The following is a 19,711-nucleotide window of genomic DNA, read 5'->3' on the forward strand; positions in this document are numbered from 1 at the left end:
TATAGGCGAAAGAAAGACGAATATCAAGGCACTTTCGACGCAGGGCGCTACGAACATCGACCGAAAGTGTCAGCGGCAGGCGGCGCCGTCAGCGGTAGGCAACCGCGTCGATCAGGGCATCGACGCTTCGGCCGAAGACGCCTTCCCACTTCTCGATTAGGCCCGAAGCAGGATTGCGGCCCGCCTCGACGTTCTCGGCGAGGCGCTCGAGGTAAACCGTCTCGTCGCGTCCGTCGGGATCGGTACGGGCCTGGCGCACGAGGCCAGCTCGGGCGATTGCGACGATCTCGCGCGCGAAGTCGGCTATCGCAATTCGGCCTACCTTTGCCGCCATTCCGACGCGTGCGGCGTCTTCCTGAATCGATGGCAGCGACGAAGGGTTCCACGCCTTGACGACGTCCCACGCGGCATCGAGCGAATCGTCGTCATAGAAGATTCCTTTCATCAGCGCCGGAGTGCCGAGCATCAGGTCCACGCTCTGGCTGTCGGCTGAGCGCACCTCGATGTAGGTCTTCAGGCGGACTTCGGGAAACAGCGTCGTCAGGTGCAGCGTCCAGTCGCCGATGGTCGCGCGCTCGCCGTCGCAGCCGCGCTCGAGGAAACGGCGGAACGTGATGCCGCCGACCTCCTTGTAGCCGCCGCGCCTCCAGATGAAGTACATCGGCACGTCGAGCGCGTACTCGGTGTAAGCGCGGAACAGCGACTGGGTTCGGAACGCGAACGGCAGGGTGCCGCAGCGGTCGGGATCGGTATCGGTCCAGATGTGGGCACGATAGCTCTGGAAACCGGTGGGGCGGCCGTCGACGACGGGCGAATTTGCCGATACTGCGACCAGCAAAGGCCCGAGCGCCAGCGACACCTTCACTTTGCGGGCCGCGTCGCTCTCGTCGCTGTAGTCGAAGTTGCACTGGACGGTCGCGGTCTGCGCCATCATGCGGCGGCCGAGGTTGCCGGTGCGCCCCATGATCTCGCGCATGATCCGGTAGCGTTGCTTGGGCATCCAGCCGATCTTTTCGAGCGGCGTCTTCGGGACGATGCCGAGGCCGAGGAAGCGGATGCCGAGCGCATCGCCGACGGTGAGGATCTCGCGCACGTGGCGCTGCAGCTCTTCGTTCGCGCAGTGCAGCGAGTCGCACTGCTGGCCCGACATTTCGAGCTGGCCCCCGGGCTCCAGCGTGATCGAGGCGCGCCCGTCCTCGAGCGCGATGACGCTCGGGCCTTCGCGGACCGGCTGCCACTGCGGGAAGTGCTCGCGAAGCCCATCGAGCAGCGCGCCGATGCCGCGTGCGCCTTCGTAAGGGACGGCCTCGCGCGTTTCGGCGTAGACGACCGGCTTTTCGTACTCGACGCCGATGCGCCACGCGTCGCGGGGCTTGGCACCGTGATGAAACGTGGCCTCGAGCTCGTCGACGCCGGTGATCGGCGTCGTGTGATCGCTTGCGGAACCCACGGCAATTGTGCGCGGGAAGCTACAGCAGCTTGTGGCGCAATGCCACGGACTTGAACGGAAAAAAGGCCACGCCGCGGCGCGGCGGGGTGAGTTCGCTCACGAGTTCAGGGGCAACGCCGCGGCCGGCCGCAGCCGCCGCAGAACACGTGGCCGTCAGAAAAGCGCTGGCCGCAGTCGCCGCAGAAGCGTACCTCCGATGTCTCGCCAACGGTTTCGGCAACAGGCACGACCTTGTCCATCTCGTCCATTGCCGCAATCGCGCGACCTTCGTAGTCCGTGCGCAGCACCCGGTAGTCGTCGTTGCTAAGTTTTCCCGTGGCCAGGTCGAAGTCGGCTTCGCTGATGGCCAGTACGGCAACGGCTTTTTCCCTTGCCCAAAGCTCGGTGGCGGGCATTGCGCCGGAGGCGGCGGCGACGGCCTCGTCGTGACCGAGCAGGGGCACGGCCACGAAGACCGCGACCGCGAGCACGAGAAGAATGGCCAGCACCGGCGTCATCGCTTGAGGTCCTCGACTTCTTCCTGGAGACGCGCGAGGCGCTCATCGGTGGGCGCGGACGGCGGCGGCGTGGCGGAGGCCGGCGGCCCTTCGGCGGCCCTGCGCCGCAGGAACAGCATCATCAGCGAGCCTGCGACGAAGATCGCCAGGTAAGGCATGATCCACGCGAGGCGGTTGAAACCTTCGGCCACCGGTGATGACAGCACCTTCTCGCCGTACTCGGCCTTGTAGCGCGCAAGGATGGCCTCGCCGGTCTCGCCGCGGGCGAGCGAGTCTGCGATGTCCTTGCGGGCCGGAACCGCGAAGCTGCACTCGAGGTGGTTGCAGGCGGCGACAGTAAGGCCGCAGCCGCACTGGCACGTCAGGCCTTCCTCGATCTCGTGCTGGCCGAGCGGGGGATCGGCGTGCAGCAGCGGACGCGCGGTGAAAAGGACGACAGTGCCGAGCACGAGCGCGCCCAGCAGCGGTTTGAGGCGCATCAGAGTGCCTGGCTGCGGGCCACCGCGGCCGCTTCGCGCGCCCTTTCGCGGGCTACCGAACGCCGCACGGGGAACACGGCGATGCCGGTGCCGAGCACGAGCACCGCGCCCCCGAACCACAGCCACCAGACCAGCGGATTGACGTAGGCCTGGAACGTGAACGAGCCGTTCTTGTCGAAGCTGCCGAGCACGACGTAGAGGTCGTCCTTCATCGTCGAGCGGAAAGCGACCTCGGTGGCCGGCTGCTCGGGACGCTTGTAGAAGCGCTTCTCGGGCTCCAGCGTCGTGATCTTCTGGCCGTTCTCGAAGACGTCGACGGTCGCGATCATGCGCGCGACGTGCGCGTCCTCTTCGCTGCGGGAGTCGACGTAACGCAGCGTGTAATCGCCGACGCTGAACTCCTCGCCCTTCTTGACGGTGTGCAGCTCCTCGACGCGGTAGACCGAGGACATCGTGACGCCGAGGAACATGCAGACGACGCCGACGTGGACGACGTACCCGCCGTAGCGGCGCTGGTTCTTGCGCAGCAGGCCGGCCAGCGCCTGCCGGTAGGTCTCTCCGACCATCGCCATGCGTGCGCGGGCGCCGCTGTGGAATTCGCTCGCCACCGTATGCAGCACGAACGTCGAGAACGACACGACGAGCACGGCGGACAGGGATCGCATGCCGAACGCGAACGCCGCGGCGCCGGCGACGATGCCGAACAGTACCGGGGCCAGGAACGTTTCCGTCAGGTGGCGCAGCGTCGCACGCCGCCAGGCGATCAGCGGCCCGATTCCCATGAGCAGCAGCAGCGCGACGCCGAGCGGCGCGTTGACGCGGTTGAAGAACGGAGGGCCGACGGTGATCTTCACGCCGCGCACCCACTCCGAAAGGACCGGGAAGATCGTGCCCCACAGGGTTGAGAACGCGATGCCGACCAGTAGCAGGTTGTTGAACAGGAAGGCCGATTCGCGAGACAGCAGGCTGTCGAGCTTGTGGCGGGGCTTGAGCATGTCCAGGCGCCAGATCAGCAGCGAGACCGAACCCGCGACGATGAAGGCGAGGAACCACATGAAGTAGGGCCCCAGGCCGGACTGCGTGAACGAATGGACCGACGAGATGACGCCGGACCGCGTCAGGAACGTGCCGAAGATCGTCAGCGAGAACGTGACGATGATCAGCGTCAGGTTCCAGACCTTCAGCATGTCCTTGCGCTCCTGGATCATCACGGAGTGCAGGTAGGCGGTGCCGGTCAGCCACGGCATGAATGCCGCGTTTTCGACCGGATCCCAGGCCCAGTAGCCGCCCCAGCCGAGCACTTCGTACGCCCAGCGCGCGCCGAACAGGTTGCCGAGGGAAAGAAAGAACCACGCCGTCAGGCACCAGCGCCGGGAGGTGCGGATCCACAGGTCGTCCAGGCGCCCGGTGGCCAGCGCGGCGATCGCGAAGCTGAACGGGATCGTCCAGCTCACGTAGCCGAGGTACAGCGACGGCGGATGGATCTGCATCCAGTAGTTCTGCAGCAGCGGGTTGAGGTCGGTGCCTTCGGCCGGAACGTAGGGCAGCAGCGCGAACGGCGGCGTGATGAACGCGAGGAGCGAGAGGAAAAATGCCGCCACCGTGCAGCTCGTCGCCGTGACGTACGGCATCAGCGCGCGGTTGCGCTCGCGGTTCTGGAACTGGGTCAACGAGATGAACGTCGTCAGCAGCATCACCCAGAACAGCAGGGACCCTTCCATGCCGCCCCAAAGGGACGTGATCTTGTACTTGAGCGGAAGCGTCGTGCTGCTGTACTCGGTGACGTAGCGCAGGCGGAAATCGCTCGTCAGCAACGCGTGGACCATCACCGCGACTGCGACCAGGACAAGCCCCCACGTCGCGTACGCCGCGTGCGAGCCGCTTGCGATGAAGGTGCGACGGTTGGTCCTGGCGCCGTAGATCGACGCGATGATTGCGTAAAGGCAGGTGGCAAGAGCGAGGTCGATCGCGAGGTTGCCGAGCTGGATCAAGAAGTTTTCCCCCCGCCGGCGCCGTTGCCCTGGTCGTAGCCCGGGGCAGTGCCGCCGTCCTTGGCCTGGTACTTGGACGGACAGCTCGTCAGCACCGCGCGTGCCTCGAAGGGAGTGGCGTCGCTGAAAGGGCCTTCGACGACGACGTTGCGATCCTCGGCGAACATGTCCGGCAGCAGGCCCGCGAAGTGGACCTTCACCTCGCCGGGGATTCCGGCCATGTCGACCATCGTGAACAGCAGCTCGCGCTTTTCGGCGTTCCAGACCATCGAGCCCGGGGCAACCTTGCCGGCGATCCGGACCGTCGAGTTCGCGTACGCGTTCCCCGAACCGAGGAACTCGGAGACGGTGATCATGTACATCTTGGTCTGGTCGACCGCGGTCCAGACGAGGAAACCGACGGTGCCGACGATGATCGCGATGCCGACGAGGAATTTAAGCTGGCGTCCCATGGATATAGCTACCGCAAAGCCAAGTGAGCCTACTGCGGCGTCTTCCCGCGGACAACTGTCGAATTTGCCGCCGCAAGCCCGCGGCAACGCTGCCGCCGCTGCGTCAGCGCCGTCTCTTGTGGTCGTCGTCGTCGTGCAGGTCGGCTTCCAGCTCTTCGTCGGAGGCCGCCTCTCCGGGAATCGCGTAACTCCCGTCGAGCCAGCGGGAGAGATCGACGAGCTTGCAGCGCTCGGAGCAGAACGGGCACCAGCGGCTGCCCTGGGGGACTGCCGTCTTGCAGGTAGGGCACCTCATTCGCTGAATCGTAGGTATGGTAGTGGCGCCGGTCCAGTCCCGGGCCGCGCGAAGATTCGCGACAAAAGGCGACCGGCGTCCGCCCCGTCAACGCTTGCGACCCGGGCGGCTGCCGTAATCGCCGAAGGGGTCGTCTCTTTCGCGGACGGCCTGGCGAAAGCCGACATCGCCGGCGCGGGTGACGAAATCGAGGCCTTCCTGGGTGTGGCGTGCGATGCCGTCGAACAGCACGCCGAGGGTGCGCGTGGACGCCATTCCCATGTTCTCGGCTGTCTGGTTGCAGAGCAGCTTGAGCATCACGAGCTGGCTGGTCGGCACCTGCGCCATGCGCTCGGCGAACGCCGTCGCGTGCTCGAGCAGGCGGTCGTCGGCGATGGTCTCGAGGATGAGGCCGATGGAAGCGGCGGTCGTTGCGGGAATCTCGTCGCCGGTGAGCAGATAGCGCTTGGCCTTCTCGAGACCCATTCGGTAGACCCACATCGCGGTCGTCGGCGTGCCCCAGACTCTTGCCGGAGGATAACCGAAGGATGCGCCTTCGGCGGCGATGATGATGTCGGCGCACAGCACCATGTCGGTGCCGCCGCCGACGCACCAGCCCTGCACTGCTGCGATCGTCGGCTTTCGCGAGTACCAGAGCTTCATGTAGGTCTCGACGAAGCGGCCCATCATCCGCAGGTCGCCGACCGAATCCCACGCTTTTCGCTTCCCCTCGCCGGCCTCGCGGTCTTCGCGCGCCTGGCCGACGGTCGACCAGTCCAGGCCGTAGCCGGCGCAGAAAGCCGGGCCTTCGGCGCGAAGCAGGACCACGTGGACGTCGTCGTCGCGCTCCATGGCATCGATGGCGGCGGCAAGCTCGTCGCGCAGCGCAGGCGTGATCGTGTTGTACTCGGCGTCCCGTGTCAGGACGATGTGGCCGACGCCGCTTCGTACTTCGGTCCGGAGCGTGGTCGCCGTGGCGGTAGACTGCATGAAGAAGCCTCCGTGCGCTCGCGCCCTGCCGGCATGGCTGCGGGATCCGGCGCGGCAAAATGGGAAAGAAGGGAGCGGGTGACCGGGCTCGAACCGGCGACGTCCAGCTTGGGAAGCTGGCATTCTACCACTGAATTACACCCGCTCGCGGTGCGGGATCATGGGCGAGGTGCCGGCGCGGGTCAATCGGCCGCGCCTGCCTGCAGGCGCGCAAGTCGGCCGCGCCGGCTCGCAGGCGCGCAAGTCGGCCGCGCCTGCCTGCGGGCGCGCAAGTCGGCCGCGCCTGCTCGCAGGCGCACAAGCCGGCCGCGCCGGTGCGCAGGCGCGCAAGTCCGCGATGCCGTAGCTCGGCGGCGTGTTCCACCTTTTCCGGCCTTCTGGTAGACGGCGGGGATGGACGGGCGGCCGACCTGGGACGAATATTTCATGACGATCACTCGCGAGGTCGCCGAGAGGTCGACCTGCCTGCGTGCGAAGGTCGGCGCCGTCATCGTTCGCGAGCGCAATATCCTGGCCACGGGTTACAACGGCGCGCCGGCCGGCATGCCGCACTGCCTCGACGTCGGCTGCGAGATCTACGAGTCGCGCAATCCCGGAGGCGAGGTCGTGCAGAACTGTTTCCGCACGATCCATGCCGAGATCAACGCGATCGCCCAGGCCGCCCGCCAGGGTACGGCGATCCGCGAAGCCGACATCTACGTGACGCACACTCCGTGCGTCCACTGCTTCAAGACCATCGTCAACACCGGCATCCGCCGCGTATTCTACGAGAAGCCGTACAAGCTCGAGACGATCGCCGAACTGCGCGAGCGCGCCGGCGTCGAACTGCTGCAGGTCGCGATCCCCGTGCGGGCCTGATTTGCGCGGCCCGCTAGAGGCCGAGCAGGCGCTTGAGTTCGGCTCCGGTGTGAGATTCGGGGCACCCGGCGACGTCGAGCGGCGTTCCCGCGACGACGACGCGACCACCCTTGTCGCCGCCTTCGGGGCCGAGGTCGATGACCCAGTCGGCGTGGGCGATGAAGTCGGTGTGGTGCTCGACGACGAGCACCGAATGTCCGCGTGCAACCAGTCCGTCGAGCACCCCGATCAGCGTGTGGATGTCCTGAAGGTGCAGCCCGGTCGTCGGTTCGTCGAAGATGAACAGGGAGCCGCGACCGCGCTTTTCTTCGACGAGGAAGCCGGCGAGCTTGAGGCGCTGCGCCTCGCCGCCCGAAAGCGTGGACGTGGACTGGCCGAGCGTGAGGTAACCGAGGCCTACGGAACGCAGGCACTGCAGCCTGGTGGCGATCGCACTCCGGTCGGCAAAAAACTCGGCGGCCTCATCGACCGTCATCGCGAGCACTTCGTTGATGTTGCGTTCGCGGTAGCGCACCTCGAGCACGGTGGGCTTGAAGCGGCGGCCACCGCATTCGTCGCAGGGCACGTCGATATCGGCCATGAAGTGCATTTCCAGCGTCGTGATGCCGGTGCCCTGGCAATGTTCGCAGCGCCCGCCCGCAGTATTGAACGAAAATGCCCCGGCCGTGATCTTCGCGCGACGCGCCTGAGGCGTGGCGGCGAACAACTTGCGGATTTCGTCGTACGCCTTGAGGTAAGTGGCGGGGTTCGAGCGCGCCGAACGGCCGATGGCCGCCTGGCTCATCATCATCACGTCGTCGAGCTTCTCGAAGCCGTCGATGCCGGCGACCTTCCCGGCGTCGTGCCCGCCTAGCCCCTTTCGCAGCAGCCAGTTTTCGTGAAGCACCTGCTCGACGAGCGTGGACTTGCCCGATCCCGACACGCCCGTGACGCAGACGAAGCGGCCGAGGGGGATCTCGACGCGATCGATGTCGAGGTTGTTCTCGGCTGCTCCGCGGATCACCACTGCTCCGCGTTCGAAACCCTTGGCCGCGCGTTTTTCCTGGCGGTGGACGGTGCGGATCAGCAGCAGGCGGCCGGTGGCGGTCTGTCGGCCCGGAAGACCGGAGGCTTTCCCCTCGTAAAGGACGTTGCCGCCGCCCGCGCCGCCGCCAGGCCCGAGGTCGACGACGTGGTCGGCGCCTTCGATGATCGTCGGGTCGTGCTCGACGAGCACGACCGTGTTGCCGATTTTCGTCAGGTGTCGAAGCACCTTGAGCAGGCGGCGACCGTCGCGCGGATGCAGGCCGACGGTGGGCTCGTCCAGTGCGTACAACGTGTCGGTCAGTGCGCTTCCGAGCGCGGAAGCCAGGTGGATACGCTGGGCTTCGCCTCCCGACAGCGTGCGCGCCTGGCGGTCGAGCGTCAGGTAGCCGAGTCCCACTTCCTCGAGGTAGCCGAGGCGCGAGCGCAGCTCCCTCAGCACCGACTCGGTGCGGGCCAGCGCGGTGGCGTCCAGCTGGAGGCGCGACAGGAAGCGCACCAGGCGAGCGATCGGCAGCGCCGATAGCTCGGCAATGTTCTTGCCGCCGACGTGAACACTGAGCGCTTCGCGTTTGAGTCGCGCGCCGCTGCACAGCGAGCAGGTGCGGTAGCTGCGGTAGCGGGCGAGCAGGATGCGGACGTGGGTCTTGTAGCGCCTCTCCTCGAGCCAGCGGAAAAATCCGGCGACGCCGGGGCTTCGCTTGTCGCCCTCGAAGATCCACTGCCTGTCCTCGTCGGCCAGCTGGGAGAACGAGATTTGCGTCGAGATGCCGCGCCTTTCGGCGGCCTGCAGGAATTTCTGCTGAAAATCGACGTAAGCCGGCGTGCTCCACGGCGCGATCGCGCCGTCGCGCAGCGACAGGCGCTTGTTCGGCACCACCTTGTCGCGGTCGATGTCGACGACGCGGCCGAACCCTTCGCAGCGCGGGCAGGCGCCGAGCGGATTGTTGAAACCGAAAAGGTGCGGAGTGGGCGGCGCGTGCTCGCGGCCGCAGCTGCGGCACGCGAGCCTGGTCGTGAACGTGACTTCCTCGGCGCCGCCGTCCAGGAAAATGGCGCGTGCGGTGCCGGCGCCGATCTGGAACGCGCGCGACATCGCCTCGGAGGTTCGCGTTGCGCGCTCCGGCGTGATCGCGAGGCGGTCGACGACGACATCGACGCGTCCGGCTTCGAGAACGGACTTGTCCGCTTCCTCCAGGAGCGTCGCCTGGCCGGCGACCATCACTCGGCCGTAGCCCTGGCGCTGCAGCGTCTGGCGCGCTTCGTCCGGGTCCATGCCGTGGAAATCCACCGACGCGGTGATCGCGACGCGGCGTCCCGCGTGGCCTGCAGCAAGATCGTCGGCGGCCGAGGTCGCGGTGTCCGCATGGACTTCTCCGCCGCAGTCGCTGCAGCGCACGACTCCGGCGTGGGTCAGCAGCAGGCGCAGGTAATCGTGGATTTCGGTGACGGTTCCGACGGTGGAACGCGCGTTCTTGATCGCGTTCTTCTGCTCCAGGGCCAGCGCCGGTGGAATGTCGCTGATCGAGTCGACATCCGGCCTCTGCATCTGCTCGAGGAAAAGCCTGGCGTACGTGGACAGGGACTGGACGTAGCGGCGCTGGCCCTCGGCGTAGAGAGTGTCGAATACCAGCGACGATTTTCCCGAGCCGGATACGCCGGTGACGACGGAGATCTTGCGCGCGGGGAACTGGCAGTCGATTCCCTTCAGGTTGTGGGTCCTGGCCCCGCTGATTTTGATGGCGCGTTTCAAGTCCGGCGTCTTTCCAGGCCTGGATTCCCGCGGGCCGTCCTGTCGAGTTCAGGCGCAGTCCGTCTGCCGCGGACGCCTGCCCCCTTGCAGGCCTCCGGCCCGAGGCCAACTTGCGAGGCTATCACAGAGCCGGGAACCGGCAACGGGAGTGCCGGCCGCCGATACGGGATCAAAGCGCGCTCTGCTACCGGCACACGGGAGCAGCATCTGCGCTTTGCGGCGTGCCGCGGTGCGGGCATGCTCGTCTCGTGAAGCGGACTGCCCGGGAGCATGCGAACCAGACGCCGTCCCACCAAGCTCAGGCCGCGCTGGACGCGCAAGCCGTGCTGGTCCCCCTGCCATGGCGCAGCGTGCCAGCCCTGGTCTGCGGCTTCGGCAGCCGCAGTGCCGCGCCGCCGCCGGGCACCATCCTTCTGGAGGAGCAGCTTCACGGAACTGCCGTCATCGATCCCGAAGGACTGGCTGCGCGCATCGATTCCCGCGACGGCCTGCCGCTAGTCGATGCCCGCGGCGACGCGTTGATAGCGCGGCGCGGCGGCATGGTCGTCGGCGTGCGCACTGCCGACTGCGTGCCGCTGTTGCTGGTCGCGACGTCGCAGCGCTGGGCTGCCGCGGTGCACGCGGGATGGAGAGGGACGCTGGCCGGGATCGCAGCGAAGGCGGTCGAGGCGGCGAAGGCCGGCGGCATCGAGCCGCGCGACCTCGCGGCTGCGCTCGGACCGAGCATCGGGCCTTGCTGCTACGAAGTTTCGACCGAGCTGGCCGCGAGTTTTCGCGATGCCGGATTGCCGGTCGTCGCTGCGACGCAGTCCGGCAAACCTCACCTCGACCTGAGAGCGGCCAACCGATTGCTGCTCGAGCGCAGCGGCGTTGGCGCCGCGAACATCTTCGATGCGGCCCCGTGCACGCGCTGCGCGAGCGACGTCTACCACTCGTTCCGGGCCGATCCCTCTGCCGGTGGCCGCCAGATCAGCTGGATCGGCTGGGCCTGAGCGCCGGCCCGAACGCGCGTTCGGGATCCTTGACCGCGTCGATCACCGTGCGGGCCATCATGGCGCCCTGGTAACCGTCGATGATTCGATGATCGAACGTCGCACCGATGTTGAGCACCGGTGCGGCGATGACCTTGCCGTGCTCGACGATCGGCCTGTCGGTGATCTGGCCGACCAGCAGCACGATCGGCGAGCGGCTGATCGGTACCAGCGGCGCCAGCCCGTTGTGCAGCCCGAATCCGCCGACGTTGGAAACCATCGCGCTTCCGAACTGGTCGTACGCGATGCCGAAGCGTTCGAGATCGAGTCTCAGGTCGAAAGTGAGAAAGCTCATCAGGCGCAGCAGCGGTCGCAGAAGAAAATCCGGAATGCGTCCGAGTGCTTGTTTCGTCGCTTCGGATCCGCGGTCGCGTCCTGCGCGGACGGCCGCCGCTGCGGCGGTGAGCTCGTCGGCGACTTCGGCGGGAGACTTGCGATTGGCGTGACGGATTTTGACTCCGGACAGATCGCGGCCTTCGTCGGTGGCCACCTGGCAGTAGATGTCGATAGAATCGCGGACCCAGACCTGCCCGCGCGCGATCATCGCGTTGGAATCGGGAGTCTCGGCGATCGCTTTCGCGATGGCCTTGACGACGAGGTGGGTGGCGGTGACGCGAGCGCCACCATCGGGGGAAGAATTGAGCGCCGCGAGGTACTCGAGGCTGCGACGCATGTCGACTTCGAGCACACCGTAAACGGTGGGATCGGCCGGCGTTTTCCAGACGTGGACGGCCAGGCGCCGCCACGACGAGAGCCGGTCGGCCCGGCGGAACTGGGGACGGTCGTCGGCCATCGGCAAATCGCGGGTGGGATCGCGAGCGGCGTGGTGTATAAGAGCCGGGCCGACTTCGGAAGCGGCGGCCGCCGGTCTTCCCCGTGTCGGCGCAGAGGTGCGAACATGCCAAGCGAAAAAAGCCCTGTCAGGCGCAACCGTATCAAAGGCCACGCTGCGGCGGCGGTCGCTTGCGCCGCATTGTTTTTTGCCCCGTGTGCCATCGCCGCGGGCGATGCCAACGGCATGTACGCGGCCGACGAGGATCACCCGCTCAAGATCGCCTATTACTTTCTGGATCCGGTCGGCCGCGCCCTCCAGTACGCCGTGACGGACCCTATGGCGCGGCTGGCCGCCTCGGTGGCGCCGTACTGGCACATCGACACGAAGGGATTCAACGGCTGTTCCCGCGAGAGACCGGCGCGCTCCTGCGCTGCGGTCATCAAGTAGGCATCCGGCCAGCGCGGCCGGCGGCGCGCCGCCCGCCGCGGATTTCGTAAACGTGTGAATGAGCGGCGCTCGGCGCCGCGCCGCTCACGAAAGAATTTCGAGCCTCGCCAGGTGCGCGACGAGCTTCTTCAGCCCGAAGCGCTGGAACTGCACGATCAACTTCTCGCTTTCGCCGGTGCCGTCGGATTCGCGCACGGTGCCGGTGCCGAACATCGGGTGCACGACGCGCATTCCCGGCTTGTAGAGGCCGCGGGAAACCCGCGGCGCAGCCGGCGCCGTGGATGCGGCGGACCGCGTGGGCCCGGGCGCCGCTCGCCGCACGGGCGCCGGGGAGCCGGCGCCGTCGTCGCGCTGCCAGCCGCCGCCCCATCCGTCGTCGAAGCCTTGCGACGGCCGGTCGCGCACCGCGAGCGGCTCGGCGTGCTCGAGAGTGCTGCGCTCGTGCACGACGAGGTTCTGCGGGATCTCGTCGAGGAAACGCGACGCGAAGTTGTACTGCATCGTGCCGAACACGTGGCGGCGCCGGGCCCGCGTGAGCACGAGGCGCGATCTCGCGCGCGTGATGCCGACGTAACAGAGGCGCCTCTCCTCCTCGATGCCGCGCTCGTCGTCGCCGACCGAACGCGAATGCGGGAACACGCCTTCCTCCATCCCGATGAGGAAGACCTGCGCGTATTCGAGGCCCTTGGAATTGTGCACCGTCATCAGCGTGACGGCCTGCTCGCGGCTCTCGTAGCTGTCGACGTCGGACGCGAGCGCGAGCCTCTCGAGGAACGCGACCAGAGGCGACGGAACGTCGGGCGACGCCGCTGGATCGAACTCCTCGTCGAAGATCTGCGCGACGCTGACGAGCTCCTGCACGTTCTCGATCCTGCCGGCCGGATCGTCGTCGGGCCGGCCTTCGAGAAACGCCGCGTAGCCGGTGTCGTCGAGGATCCTCAGCAGTAGCGGCGCAACTCCCTCGAAGACGCCGTCGATCCACCCGCGCACCACTGCGCGGAACTCGATGAGCCGCGATCTGGCCGCCGTCGGAAGCGTCGCCAGGAACGCATCGTCGCAGACGACGCTCCACGCGGGACGGCCCATGTCCGCGGCCCTCGTGAGCAGCCGCTGCCACGTCGTCGCGCCGATCCCGCGCGTCGGCACGTTGATGATGCGCTCGAGGCTGAGGTCGTCGGCCGGATTGTTGACGAAGCGCAGGTACGCGATGAGGTCGCGCACCTCGCGGCGTTCGTAGAAGCGCGTCGCGCCGACGATCACGTACGGGATGCGGGCGCGCACCAACTCTTCCTCGATCGCGCGCGACTGGGCGTTGGTGCGGTAGAACACCGCCGCGCCGCCGCGCGCGTTGCCGAGTGCGGCAAGGCCGGAGACGACGTACCGCGCCTCGTCCCTCTCGTCGGTGGCGTGGAACACCGTGATGCGGGCGCCGGGCTCGGCGTCGGTCCACATCGTCTTCGGGTGGCGGCTGCCGTTGTTCGAGATCACCGCGGCGGCGGCATCGATGATGTTGCGCGTCGAGCGGTAGTTCTGCTCGAGGCGCACGACGTGGGCGCCCGGGAAGTCGCGCTCGAACTCGAGGATGTTGCGCGGGTCGGCGCCGCGCCACGCGTAGATCGACTGGTCGTCGTCGCCGACCACGCAAAGGTTGCGATGATGGGCCGCGAGCATGCCGACCATCAGGTACTGGGCGTGGTTGGTGTCCTGGTACTCGTCGACGTGCAGGAAGCGGATCGAGCGCTGGTAACGCTCGAGCAGCTCCGGGTGGCTGCGGAAAAGCCGCAGCACGCCGACGATGAGATCGCCGAAATCGACGGCCCCCATTGCGCCAAGCCTGTTCTGGTAGGTCGCGTAAAGCGTCGCGGCGTCGACTTCGAGCGGTGAGGAAGCGCGCGACGCCTGGTCGGACGGCGAGCGCGCCTCGTTCTTGGCCGCGTCGATGAAGGAGCGGACGAACTCGGGCCTGACGCGGCCTTCGGCGAAGCCGGAGGATGCCACGATGTCCTTGATCAGCCGCACCTGGTCGTCGGTGTCGAGGATCGAGAAAGACGAGGGATAACCCAGCAGGCTCCCGTGACGGCGGAGCAGCCGCGCGCCGATGCCGTGGAAAGTGCCGACCCACAGCTCGTCGGCTGCACGCCCGACCATTGCACGGCAGCGCTCGACGAGCTCGCGGGCGGCCTTGTTCGTGAACGTGACGGCGAGAATTTCGTTCGGGAACGCGCGCTCCTGTTCGAGCAGGCGCGCGATGCGGTGCACGAGCACGCGCGTCTTGCCGCTGCCTGCCCCGGCGAGCACGAGGAGAGGACCGTCGTCGTGGCTCACCGCTTCGAGTTGACTTGCGTTGAGAGTCATCGGGGAAACTGGGATGGTGCCCGAGCACAGGCGGACGGGCAACCGCGCTGCCTGCACGGCGACACGCTGGTGGGACACTACGACCGCAAGGATTTCACGTATCGCGAAGCCCGCAAGGCCGGCCTTCGGTCGCGTGCGGGCATCAAGCTCGAAGACCTCGATTCACGCTTCCGCTTGCTGTTCGCGGGCGGGCGCGTCGTCGACCTCGGCTGCTGGCCGGGGGCATGGCTGCAGGTTGCTTCGAAGAAAGTGGGCGCGCACGGTGTCGTCGTCGGGGTCGATCTCGTCGCGGTCGAGCCACTCGGCCTGGACAACGTCACGACCGTCATCGGTGACATCTGCGATGCAGACGTGCAGCGCCGCGTGCTCGAGGCGGCAGGCAGCGAAGTTGACGTCGTGCTGTCCGACCTGGCGCCGAAGCTCACCGGCATCCGTGCCACGGACGCGGCACGCGAAGAGGCGCTCGTCGAGGTGGCCGTCGAATTTGCGCAGTCGGCGCTGCGCGACGGAGGGCGGCTTCTCGTCAAGTTGTTTTCCGGAATCGAGCAGAGGATGACGCAGGAGCTGCGCGAGCGCTTCGGCAGCGTCACAGCGTGGCGCCCTCCGTCGACGCGCAAAGGCTCTTCGGAGATTTACGTGGTGGCCGGCGCTGCGCGAGCCCGCGGGGCCGCCAGTGCCGTCGTCAGGGAGGAATCGCGATGAGACACGCCAGGGAAGCGGCCATGCTGGTTTTGCTGTCGTGGCTGGCGGCCGCCGTCGTGCCGGCTTCGGCGGCCGATGCCCCGGCACCGCGGGTGATTCGCGCATCGGGAGAAGGCGCGGTGCAAGTGACGCCCGACCGCGCGAGGATTGCGATCTCGGTGGTGAGCCGTGCCGCGACGGCGCGCGAGGCCACCGAGGCCAACGCGCGTACGAGCAAGGTGGTGCTCGACAAGCTGAAGGCCGCCGTCCACGCACCGGGCGAAGTGCGCACCGGCGGTTACGACCTTTCGACCGTGATGGACTTCAACAACCAGAACAACGGCCGCGGCCCTACCCTCATCGGCTACATCGCGACCAACCGCCTGTCGATTGTCAGCGCGGACCTTGCCGGCGTCGGCGACCTGATCGATTCGGCGGTCGGCGCCGGCGCCAACCAGGTCGACTCGATCGGCTTTTTCCTCGCGGACCAGTCGCAGGCCGGGCGCGAGGCCCTTCTCGAGGCCGGGCACCAGGCCCGGGCCGAAGCCGAAGCGATCGCCGCGAGCCTCGGAGTTTCGGTCGGCAACCTGCTCGAGGCCTCGAGCACCATGGCGCCGGCGATGCCCACGCCGGTCTCGCGCATGATGGCCGCCGACGTTGCTGGTGCGCCGTCGACCGAAGTAGTGCCCGGAACCCTCGAAGTGCACGCAGGCGTCGCGGCGACCTTCGAAATCCGCTGATCCGGCGCCGCGCATTCCCGATGCCGGGGAGCGCGTGCGACCGCCGGGGGAAACGCTTGCGTGCTCCGGTGGCAAGGCCGATAGTGCTGCGCTTGCGCCCCTTGGCGCCGCCCGCGGCGCCTCGCGCGAGGCCCGACCATGAGCGAGAGCGCCAACGAAAAATCTCCGTTCGACAAGAACCTGAAAAGCCTGCTCGACGCGGCGCGCATGTTCGAGAGGGAAGCCTCGCTGCTGCTCGACCGCTTCGGATTCGATACCGATACCGTCGGGCGCCTGCTCGATTCCGTGGGGACGCTCTCGGCCGAGGCGGTGCGACCCATCGCTGCCGCGCTCGGCATCGCCGACGCGGCGGCAGTCGAGGCACTGGCGCGTGACGTCCGGGCCCTTTTGCAGAGCGATGCCCGCGTGCGCCGCGAACAGGCCGCCGCCGCCGAGCGCCTGGCCGAGCTGCTGGCTGCCGTCGAGGCCCTCGGCTCGACGACGGCCACCCTGGCCGACCTGCAGTCGCGCGCGGAAGAACGTCTGGTCGTGATCGCCGAAAGGACCGGGTCGATGGATGCCGTGCGCGAACAGCGCGAGAGGCTTGCCGAGCAGGTGGAAGCGCTGACGCGGAGAATCGACGAGCTGGAGCGTCGTTTTGCCGACGAGACTGGCCTCGGCAGCCCCGATCCGGACGAAAACGCTCCTGCAGGCGTGCGTCCCATGCGTCGCCAGGTCACGCGGGCCGTCAAGCCGACCACGACCTCATCGAAGATCCTCGAAGGGCTGCCCACCCTCGAACCGAAGATTCGCCCGGCCTGAGCCGGGACTCCAACACTGCGAGAGACCGTCCAGAATGAAACAATCCGTTGCGCTCCTCGTCGTCCCGCTCGCTCTGCTCGCCGCGTGCTCCAAGCAGGACACTGCGGCGCCTGCCGGCAACGCTGCGGCGCCGGCCGCTGCGGAGAAGCCGCAAGCCGAGCTCGCGAAAATCCCGATGCTGCCCGGCTACAAGTATTACGTCGGCGGTCCGCTGATGAAGCAGGACCCGTACGGCCACTTCCGCATCGGGGACTTTCTCGGCGAAGTGGAGCAACCGCCGAGCCGGGGAATGATCTTCGGTGCCAGGCGCGACGGCGACAAGATGGAATACCGCGTCTGGGGCAACGGGATCCTTCTCGGCGTGCACCGCGGCGTTTTCCGCGACGGAGTGTTCTGGCAGGACTACGCCGAGGGCTACCGCGACGGCAAACTGGTCGCACGTGAGAACGACGTCAACATCGACGAAGAGAAGCGTACCAAGGAAACGACCGAAGACATCGATCCTCAAACGGGAGAGGTGATCCGGACGAAGGTCCTGATGCTGAGCTACCTTCCGCCGAACCTGAAGCCCGACGGCGACATCGACGACGAGGATACCAACACGCCGCCGGACAAGGCGGCTGCACCGGCGCCGCCGCCGGCGGCAGCGCCGGCACCTGCGGCGGGAGACGCCGCGAAGTAGCATGCGCGTCGTCCCCGTCGACCAGCTCGCCGACAACTACGCGTATCTCGTCATCGACGAAGCGGCGCGCATCGCCGGTGTCGTCGACGTCGCCGAAGCCGTTCCCGTGCTGGAGGCCGCAAGGCGCGAAGGCGTCACCATCGTCGCGATCCTCTCGACGCACCATCATTTCGATCACGTCGGCGGCAACCAGGACTTGCTGGCGGCACTGCGGCCGAGCAGCGTCGAGGTCTACGGCTACGGGGGCGACCGCGAGCGCATCCCCGGCATCACGCGCGGGCTCGGCGACGGCGAGGAGCTTTCGATCGGTTCCCTTCGGGCAAGGGCGATCTTCATTCCCGCGCATACGCGTGGCCACATTGCGTACTATTTCGCGTCGGACGGCGTTGTCTTTACCGGTGACACGCTGTTTGCCGGCGGCTGCGGGCGTCTATTCGAAGGCGACGCGCCGCAGATGATGGCGTCGCTGTCACGCCTGGCCGGCCTGCCCGACGACACGCGCGTTTACTGCGGCCACGAATACACGGCGCGCAATCTCGAATTCGCCGCCGAGCTGGAGCCCGCCAACGACGCGCTCGTGCGGCGCCGTCGCGAGGTCGCCGACTTGAGGTCGGCCGGGCGCCCGACAGTGCCGTCGACGATCGCTCTCGAAAAACAGACGAATCCTTTCCTGCGCTGGACGAGCCCCGAGCTCGTCGCGTCCGTAAGGGCGCGGGAAGCAGGCATCGGCGGCGACGCCGCATCGATCTTCGCGGCCACGCGACGCCTCAAGGACAACTTCTGAGTCAGCGCCTGAGGCGGTAGACGCGCAGCGGCTTTCTCGTATGCGGATACAGCCGCACGACGCGAAGATCGTAACGCGCGGCTGCCCACTTCTCGAAAAGAACGCGCTGCGGCCCGGCCCAAAGCCTCGCGACCAGGATCAACGCGGGTTTGTCCCGGTCGAGGTCGTCGAGGATTCCCTGGAATCCGTTCTCGTGGTGGTCCGAGGCGAAGTCGTCGACGCCGAACCAGAGGTAAGGCCATTTCCATCCATTGCGGCGCCCAGTGTGGATGAAGAACTCCGGCACGCTGACGGCGACGACGGAGTCGGCTGGTGTCAGGCCGTCGGCAAGGGAGCGGAACTGGACCCTCTGGGTCGCGAAATCCACCGGCGGATGGAAGGTCGGGCGGTCATTCGGGATCGTCGCCAGCACCAGCACGATCACGGCAATCGAGGTCGCGGCAGCCGGCACGAGCAGAGTCGACAGCAAGGCGAAGAGCCCCGCTCCGAGCAGCGCCGCCACCATCGGCGCGAACAGCATTGCATCGGGCCAGGACTGGTAGCTGACGAACGTCATCGCGAGATAGATCGCCGCGCTGACGCTCATCGACAGTGGAAAACGCCACTGCGTCGCTTCGTCGCGCCGCAACGAGCGCAGCGCAAAGCCGGCGAGCGCTGCCGGTGCGAGCAGCAGCTCGACGTCGTTCCAGATTCCCGCCGTACGCACGAGGGCACGCACGGTGCCGAACACGGGCCGCGCCTTCTCGTGGATGTACGTGAAGTTGAACATCACCGCCTGCTCGAAGAAGTCGCGCAGCGCGCCGTGCGCCGCCAGCCACGACAGCAGCAGGACCGAAGGCAGCAGCGAGGTGGCGCCGATCGCGATCCAGCGAAGCAGTCCGCGCTCGCCGCCGCGAAGCAGCGACACCCACGCGCCGACGAGGAACGCGAGGCCGGGCTGCCAGCAGAGCACCGAGCAGCCGCCCCATAGCGACGCTGCCAGCGCCGACCCGTTTTCGGCAGCGAGCATCGATGCCAGCCCGAACACGATCGTGACGATCTTCGGCAGGCAGCCCTGCAGCGCTGCGATGACCCACTCGTTGAACGTCAGCAGTGCCACCGCGCTGGCAAGAGCGGCGCCGCGCGGCATCGACTTGCGGCACAATCGATACAGAAGCACAGGGCCGAGCGCGCCGAGTGCAAGGAATAGTGCATGCGCCGCCAGGACCGGCTCGATCCCGAGAAGCGAGCCAGCCATCGCGCCGGCCGCGCCGACAAAAGCGCCCCCGGGGGTCTTGTGAAGGAAGATGTCGCGATACGGGACCAGGCCCTGCGCGACCTGCAGGGCCATGTAGTCCCAGGTAGCCGCATCGAGCAGCACCGGCCGCGTCCACGGCGAGAACGCGGCAAAATAGGCGCAACCGGCGACGAAAATCGCGGCAGACAGGAAAAAATCAGTGCGGCGCGACGGCAAGAGCGATTCCGCGTGGCGAGCCGGGTCGGACGCTCCGGAGGCCGGCGCCGAGCATGCCGCCGCCGCGCCGCCGGCGAAAGCGCGCCGGCACCGAAAACGCGCCGCCGGCGGCGCGGAAAGCGCGCCGGCGGCGTCACCGAAAGCGCGCCGGCGGCGCGACGGAAAGCCCGCCGTGGCCCTGACGTTGCCCGCGTC

General features: G+C 67.5%; 19 protein-coding genes and 1 tRNA gene. 8 read left to right on the forward strand and 12 right to left on the reverse strand.

Features of this window, described 5'->3' with window-relative positions; translation table 11 throughout:
• Positions 1-88: 88 nt before the first annotated feature.
• From VGK20_02665 to VGK20_02700, 8 genes are all read right to left on the reverse strand, one after another.
• Positions 89-1,450, reverse strand: a complete 1,362-nt coding sequence (locus VGK20_02665) for a glutamate--cysteine ligase (GenBank protein HEY2772937.1) — start codon at positions 1,448-1,450, stop codon at positions 89-91.
• A gap of 104 nt (positions 1,451-1,554) precedes the next feature.
• Positions 1,555-1,947: a hypothetical protein gene (locus VGK20_02670; GenBank protein HEY2772938.1), complete on the reverse strand. Its 393-nt coding sequence runs from the start codon at positions 1,945-1,947 to the stop codon at positions 1,555-1,557.
• Positions 1,944-2,426, reverse strand: a complete 483-nt coding sequence (locus VGK20_02675; protein HEY2772939.1) for a cytochrome c-type biogenesis protein CcmH — start codon at positions 2,424-2,426, stop codon at positions 1,944-1,946. Before VGK20_02675 ends, VGK20_02670 begins: the two co-directional genes overlap by 4 nt.
• Positions 2,426-4,417, reverse strand: a complete 1,992-nt coding sequence (locus VGK20_02680) for a heme lyase CcmF/NrfE family subunit (GenBank protein HEY2772940.1) — start codon at positions 4,415-4,417, stop codon at positions 2,426-2,428. The genes VGK20_02675 and VGK20_02680 overlap by 1 nt, the downstream gene beginning before the upstream one ends.
• A complete protein-coding gene (locus tag VGK20_02685) occupies positions 4,414-4,869 on the reverse strand; it encodes a cytochrome c maturation protein CcmE (GenBank protein HEY2772941.1) in 456 nt (151 codons plus the stop codon). Before VGK20_02685 ends, VGK20_02680 begins: the two co-directional genes overlap by 4 nt.
• A gap of 103 nt (positions 4,870-4,972) precedes the next feature.
• Positions 4,973-5,164, reverse strand: a complete 192-nt coding sequence (yacG, locus tag VGK20_02690; protein HEY2772942.1) for a DNA gyrase inhibitor YacG — start codon at positions 5,162-5,164, stop codon at positions 4,973-4,975.
• An 87-nt stretch (positions 5,165-5,251) separates the two neighbouring features.
• Positions 5,252-6,133: a crotonase/enoyl-CoA hydratase family protein gene (locus VGK20_02695; GenBank protein HEY2772943.1), complete on the reverse strand. Its 882-nt coding sequence runs from the start codon at positions 6,131-6,133 to the stop codon at positions 5,252-5,254.
• Between the two features lie 73 nt (positions 6,134-6,206).
• Positions 6,207-6,278 (reverse strand) — tRNA-Gly (locus tag VGK20_02700).
• A gap of 281 nt (positions 6,279-6,559) precedes the next feature.
• On the opposite strand from VGK20_02700, the gene VGK20_02705 reads away from it, so the two are divergent.
• Complete coding sequence (locus VGK20_02705; protein HEY2772944.1) at positions 6,560-6,991, forward strand: dCMP deaminase family protein; 432 nt, start codon at positions 6,560-6,562, stop codon at positions 6,989-6,991.
• 13 nt (positions 6,992-7,004) lie between these two features.
• On the opposite strand, the gene uvrA is transcribed toward VGK20_02705, so the two are convergent.
• Positions 7,005-9,767 carry an excinuclease ABC subunit UvrA gene (uvrA, locus tag VGK20_02710; protein ID HEY2772945.1) on the reverse strand — a complete coding sequence of 921 codons (2,763 nt, stop codon included), beginning with the start codon at positions 9,765-9,767 and terminating at the stop codon, positions 7,005-7,007.
• Positions 9,768-10,090: 323 nt separating this feature from the next.
• On the opposite strand from uvrA, the gene VGK20_02715 reads away from it, so the two are divergent.
• Positions 10,091-10,759, forward strand: a complete 669-nt coding sequence (locus VGK20_02715; protein ID HEY2772946.1) for a polyphenol oxidase family protein — start codon at positions 10,091-10,093, stop codon at positions 10,757-10,759.
• Here the strand turns inward: VGK20_02715 and VGK20_02720 are convergent.
• Complete coding sequence (locus VGK20_02720; GenBank protein ID HEY2772947.1) at positions 10,737-11,591, reverse strand: 2-oxo acid dehydrogenase subunit E2; 855 nt, start codon at positions 11,589-11,591, stop codon at positions 10,737-10,739. The genes VGK20_02715 and VGK20_02720 overlap by 23 nt on opposite strands.
• A gap of 105 nt (positions 11,592-11,696) precedes the next feature.
• On the opposite strand from VGK20_02720, the gene VGK20_02725 reads away from it, so the two are divergent.
• Positions 11,697-12,020, forward strand: coding sequence for a hypothetical protein (locus VGK20_02725; protein HEY2772948.1), 324 nt, complete (start codon positions 11,697-11,699; stop codon positions 12,018-12,020).
• A gap of 84 nt (positions 12,021-12,104) precedes the next feature.
• On the opposite strand, the gene VGK20_02730 is transcribed toward VGK20_02725, so the two are convergent.
• Complete coding sequence (locus VGK20_02730; protein HEY2772949.1) at positions 12,105-14,375, reverse strand: UvrD-helicase domain-containing protein; 2,271 nt, start codon at positions 14,373-14,375, stop codon at positions 12,105-12,107.
• A 69-nt stretch (positions 14,376-14,444) separates the two neighbouring features.
• On the opposite strand from VGK20_02730, the gene VGK20_02735 reads away from it, so the two are divergent.
• The 5 genes from VGK20_02735 (at position 14,445) to gloB (ending at position 18,063) form a co-directional block, all read left to right on the forward strand.
• Positions 14,445-15,077: an RlmE family RNA methyltransferase gene (locus tag VGK20_02735; protein ID HEY2772950.1), complete on the forward strand. Its 633-nt coding sequence runs from the start codon at positions 14,445-14,447 to the stop codon at positions 15,075-15,077.
• A complete protein-coding gene (locus VGK20_02740) occupies positions 15,074-15,796 on the forward strand; it encodes an SIMPL domain-containing protein (GenBank protein ID HEY2772951.1) in 723 nt (240 codons plus the stop codon). Before VGK20_02735 ends, VGK20_02740 begins: the two co-directional genes overlap by 4 nt.
• Positions 15,797-15,934: 138 nt before the next feature.
• Complete coding sequence (locus tag VGK20_02745; GenBank protein HEY2772952.1) at positions 15,935-16,597, forward strand: hypothetical protein; 663 nt, start codon at positions 15,935-15,937, stop codon at positions 16,595-16,597.
• A gap of 34 nt (positions 16,598-16,631) precedes the next feature.
• Positions 16,632-17,279, forward strand: a complete 648-nt coding sequence (locus VGK20_02750; protein ID HEY2772953.1) for a hypothetical protein — start codon at positions 16,632-16,634, stop codon at positions 17,277-17,279.
• 1 nt (position 17,280) lies between these two features.
• Entirely contained in the window at positions 17,281-18,063 is a 783-nt protein-coding gene (gloB, locus tag VGK20_02755; GenBank protein ID HEY2772954.1) for a hydroxyacylglutathione hydrolase, read from the forward strand.
• Position 18,064: 1 nt separating this feature from the next.
• On the opposite strand, the gene VGK20_02760 is transcribed toward gloB, so the two are convergent.
• Positions 18,065-19,516 (reverse strand): hypothetical protein, encoded by a 1,452-nt coding sequence (locus tag VGK20_02760; GenBank protein HEY2772955.1) that lies wholly within the window; start codon positions 19,514-19,516, stop codon positions 18,065-18,067.
• Between the last annotated feature and the right edge of the window lie 195 nt (positions 19,517-19,711).

It is taken from the genome of Candidatus Binatia bacterium (assembly GCA_036493895.1).
GTDB lineage: Bacteria > Desulfobacterota > Binatia > UBA1149 > CAITLU01 > DATNBU01.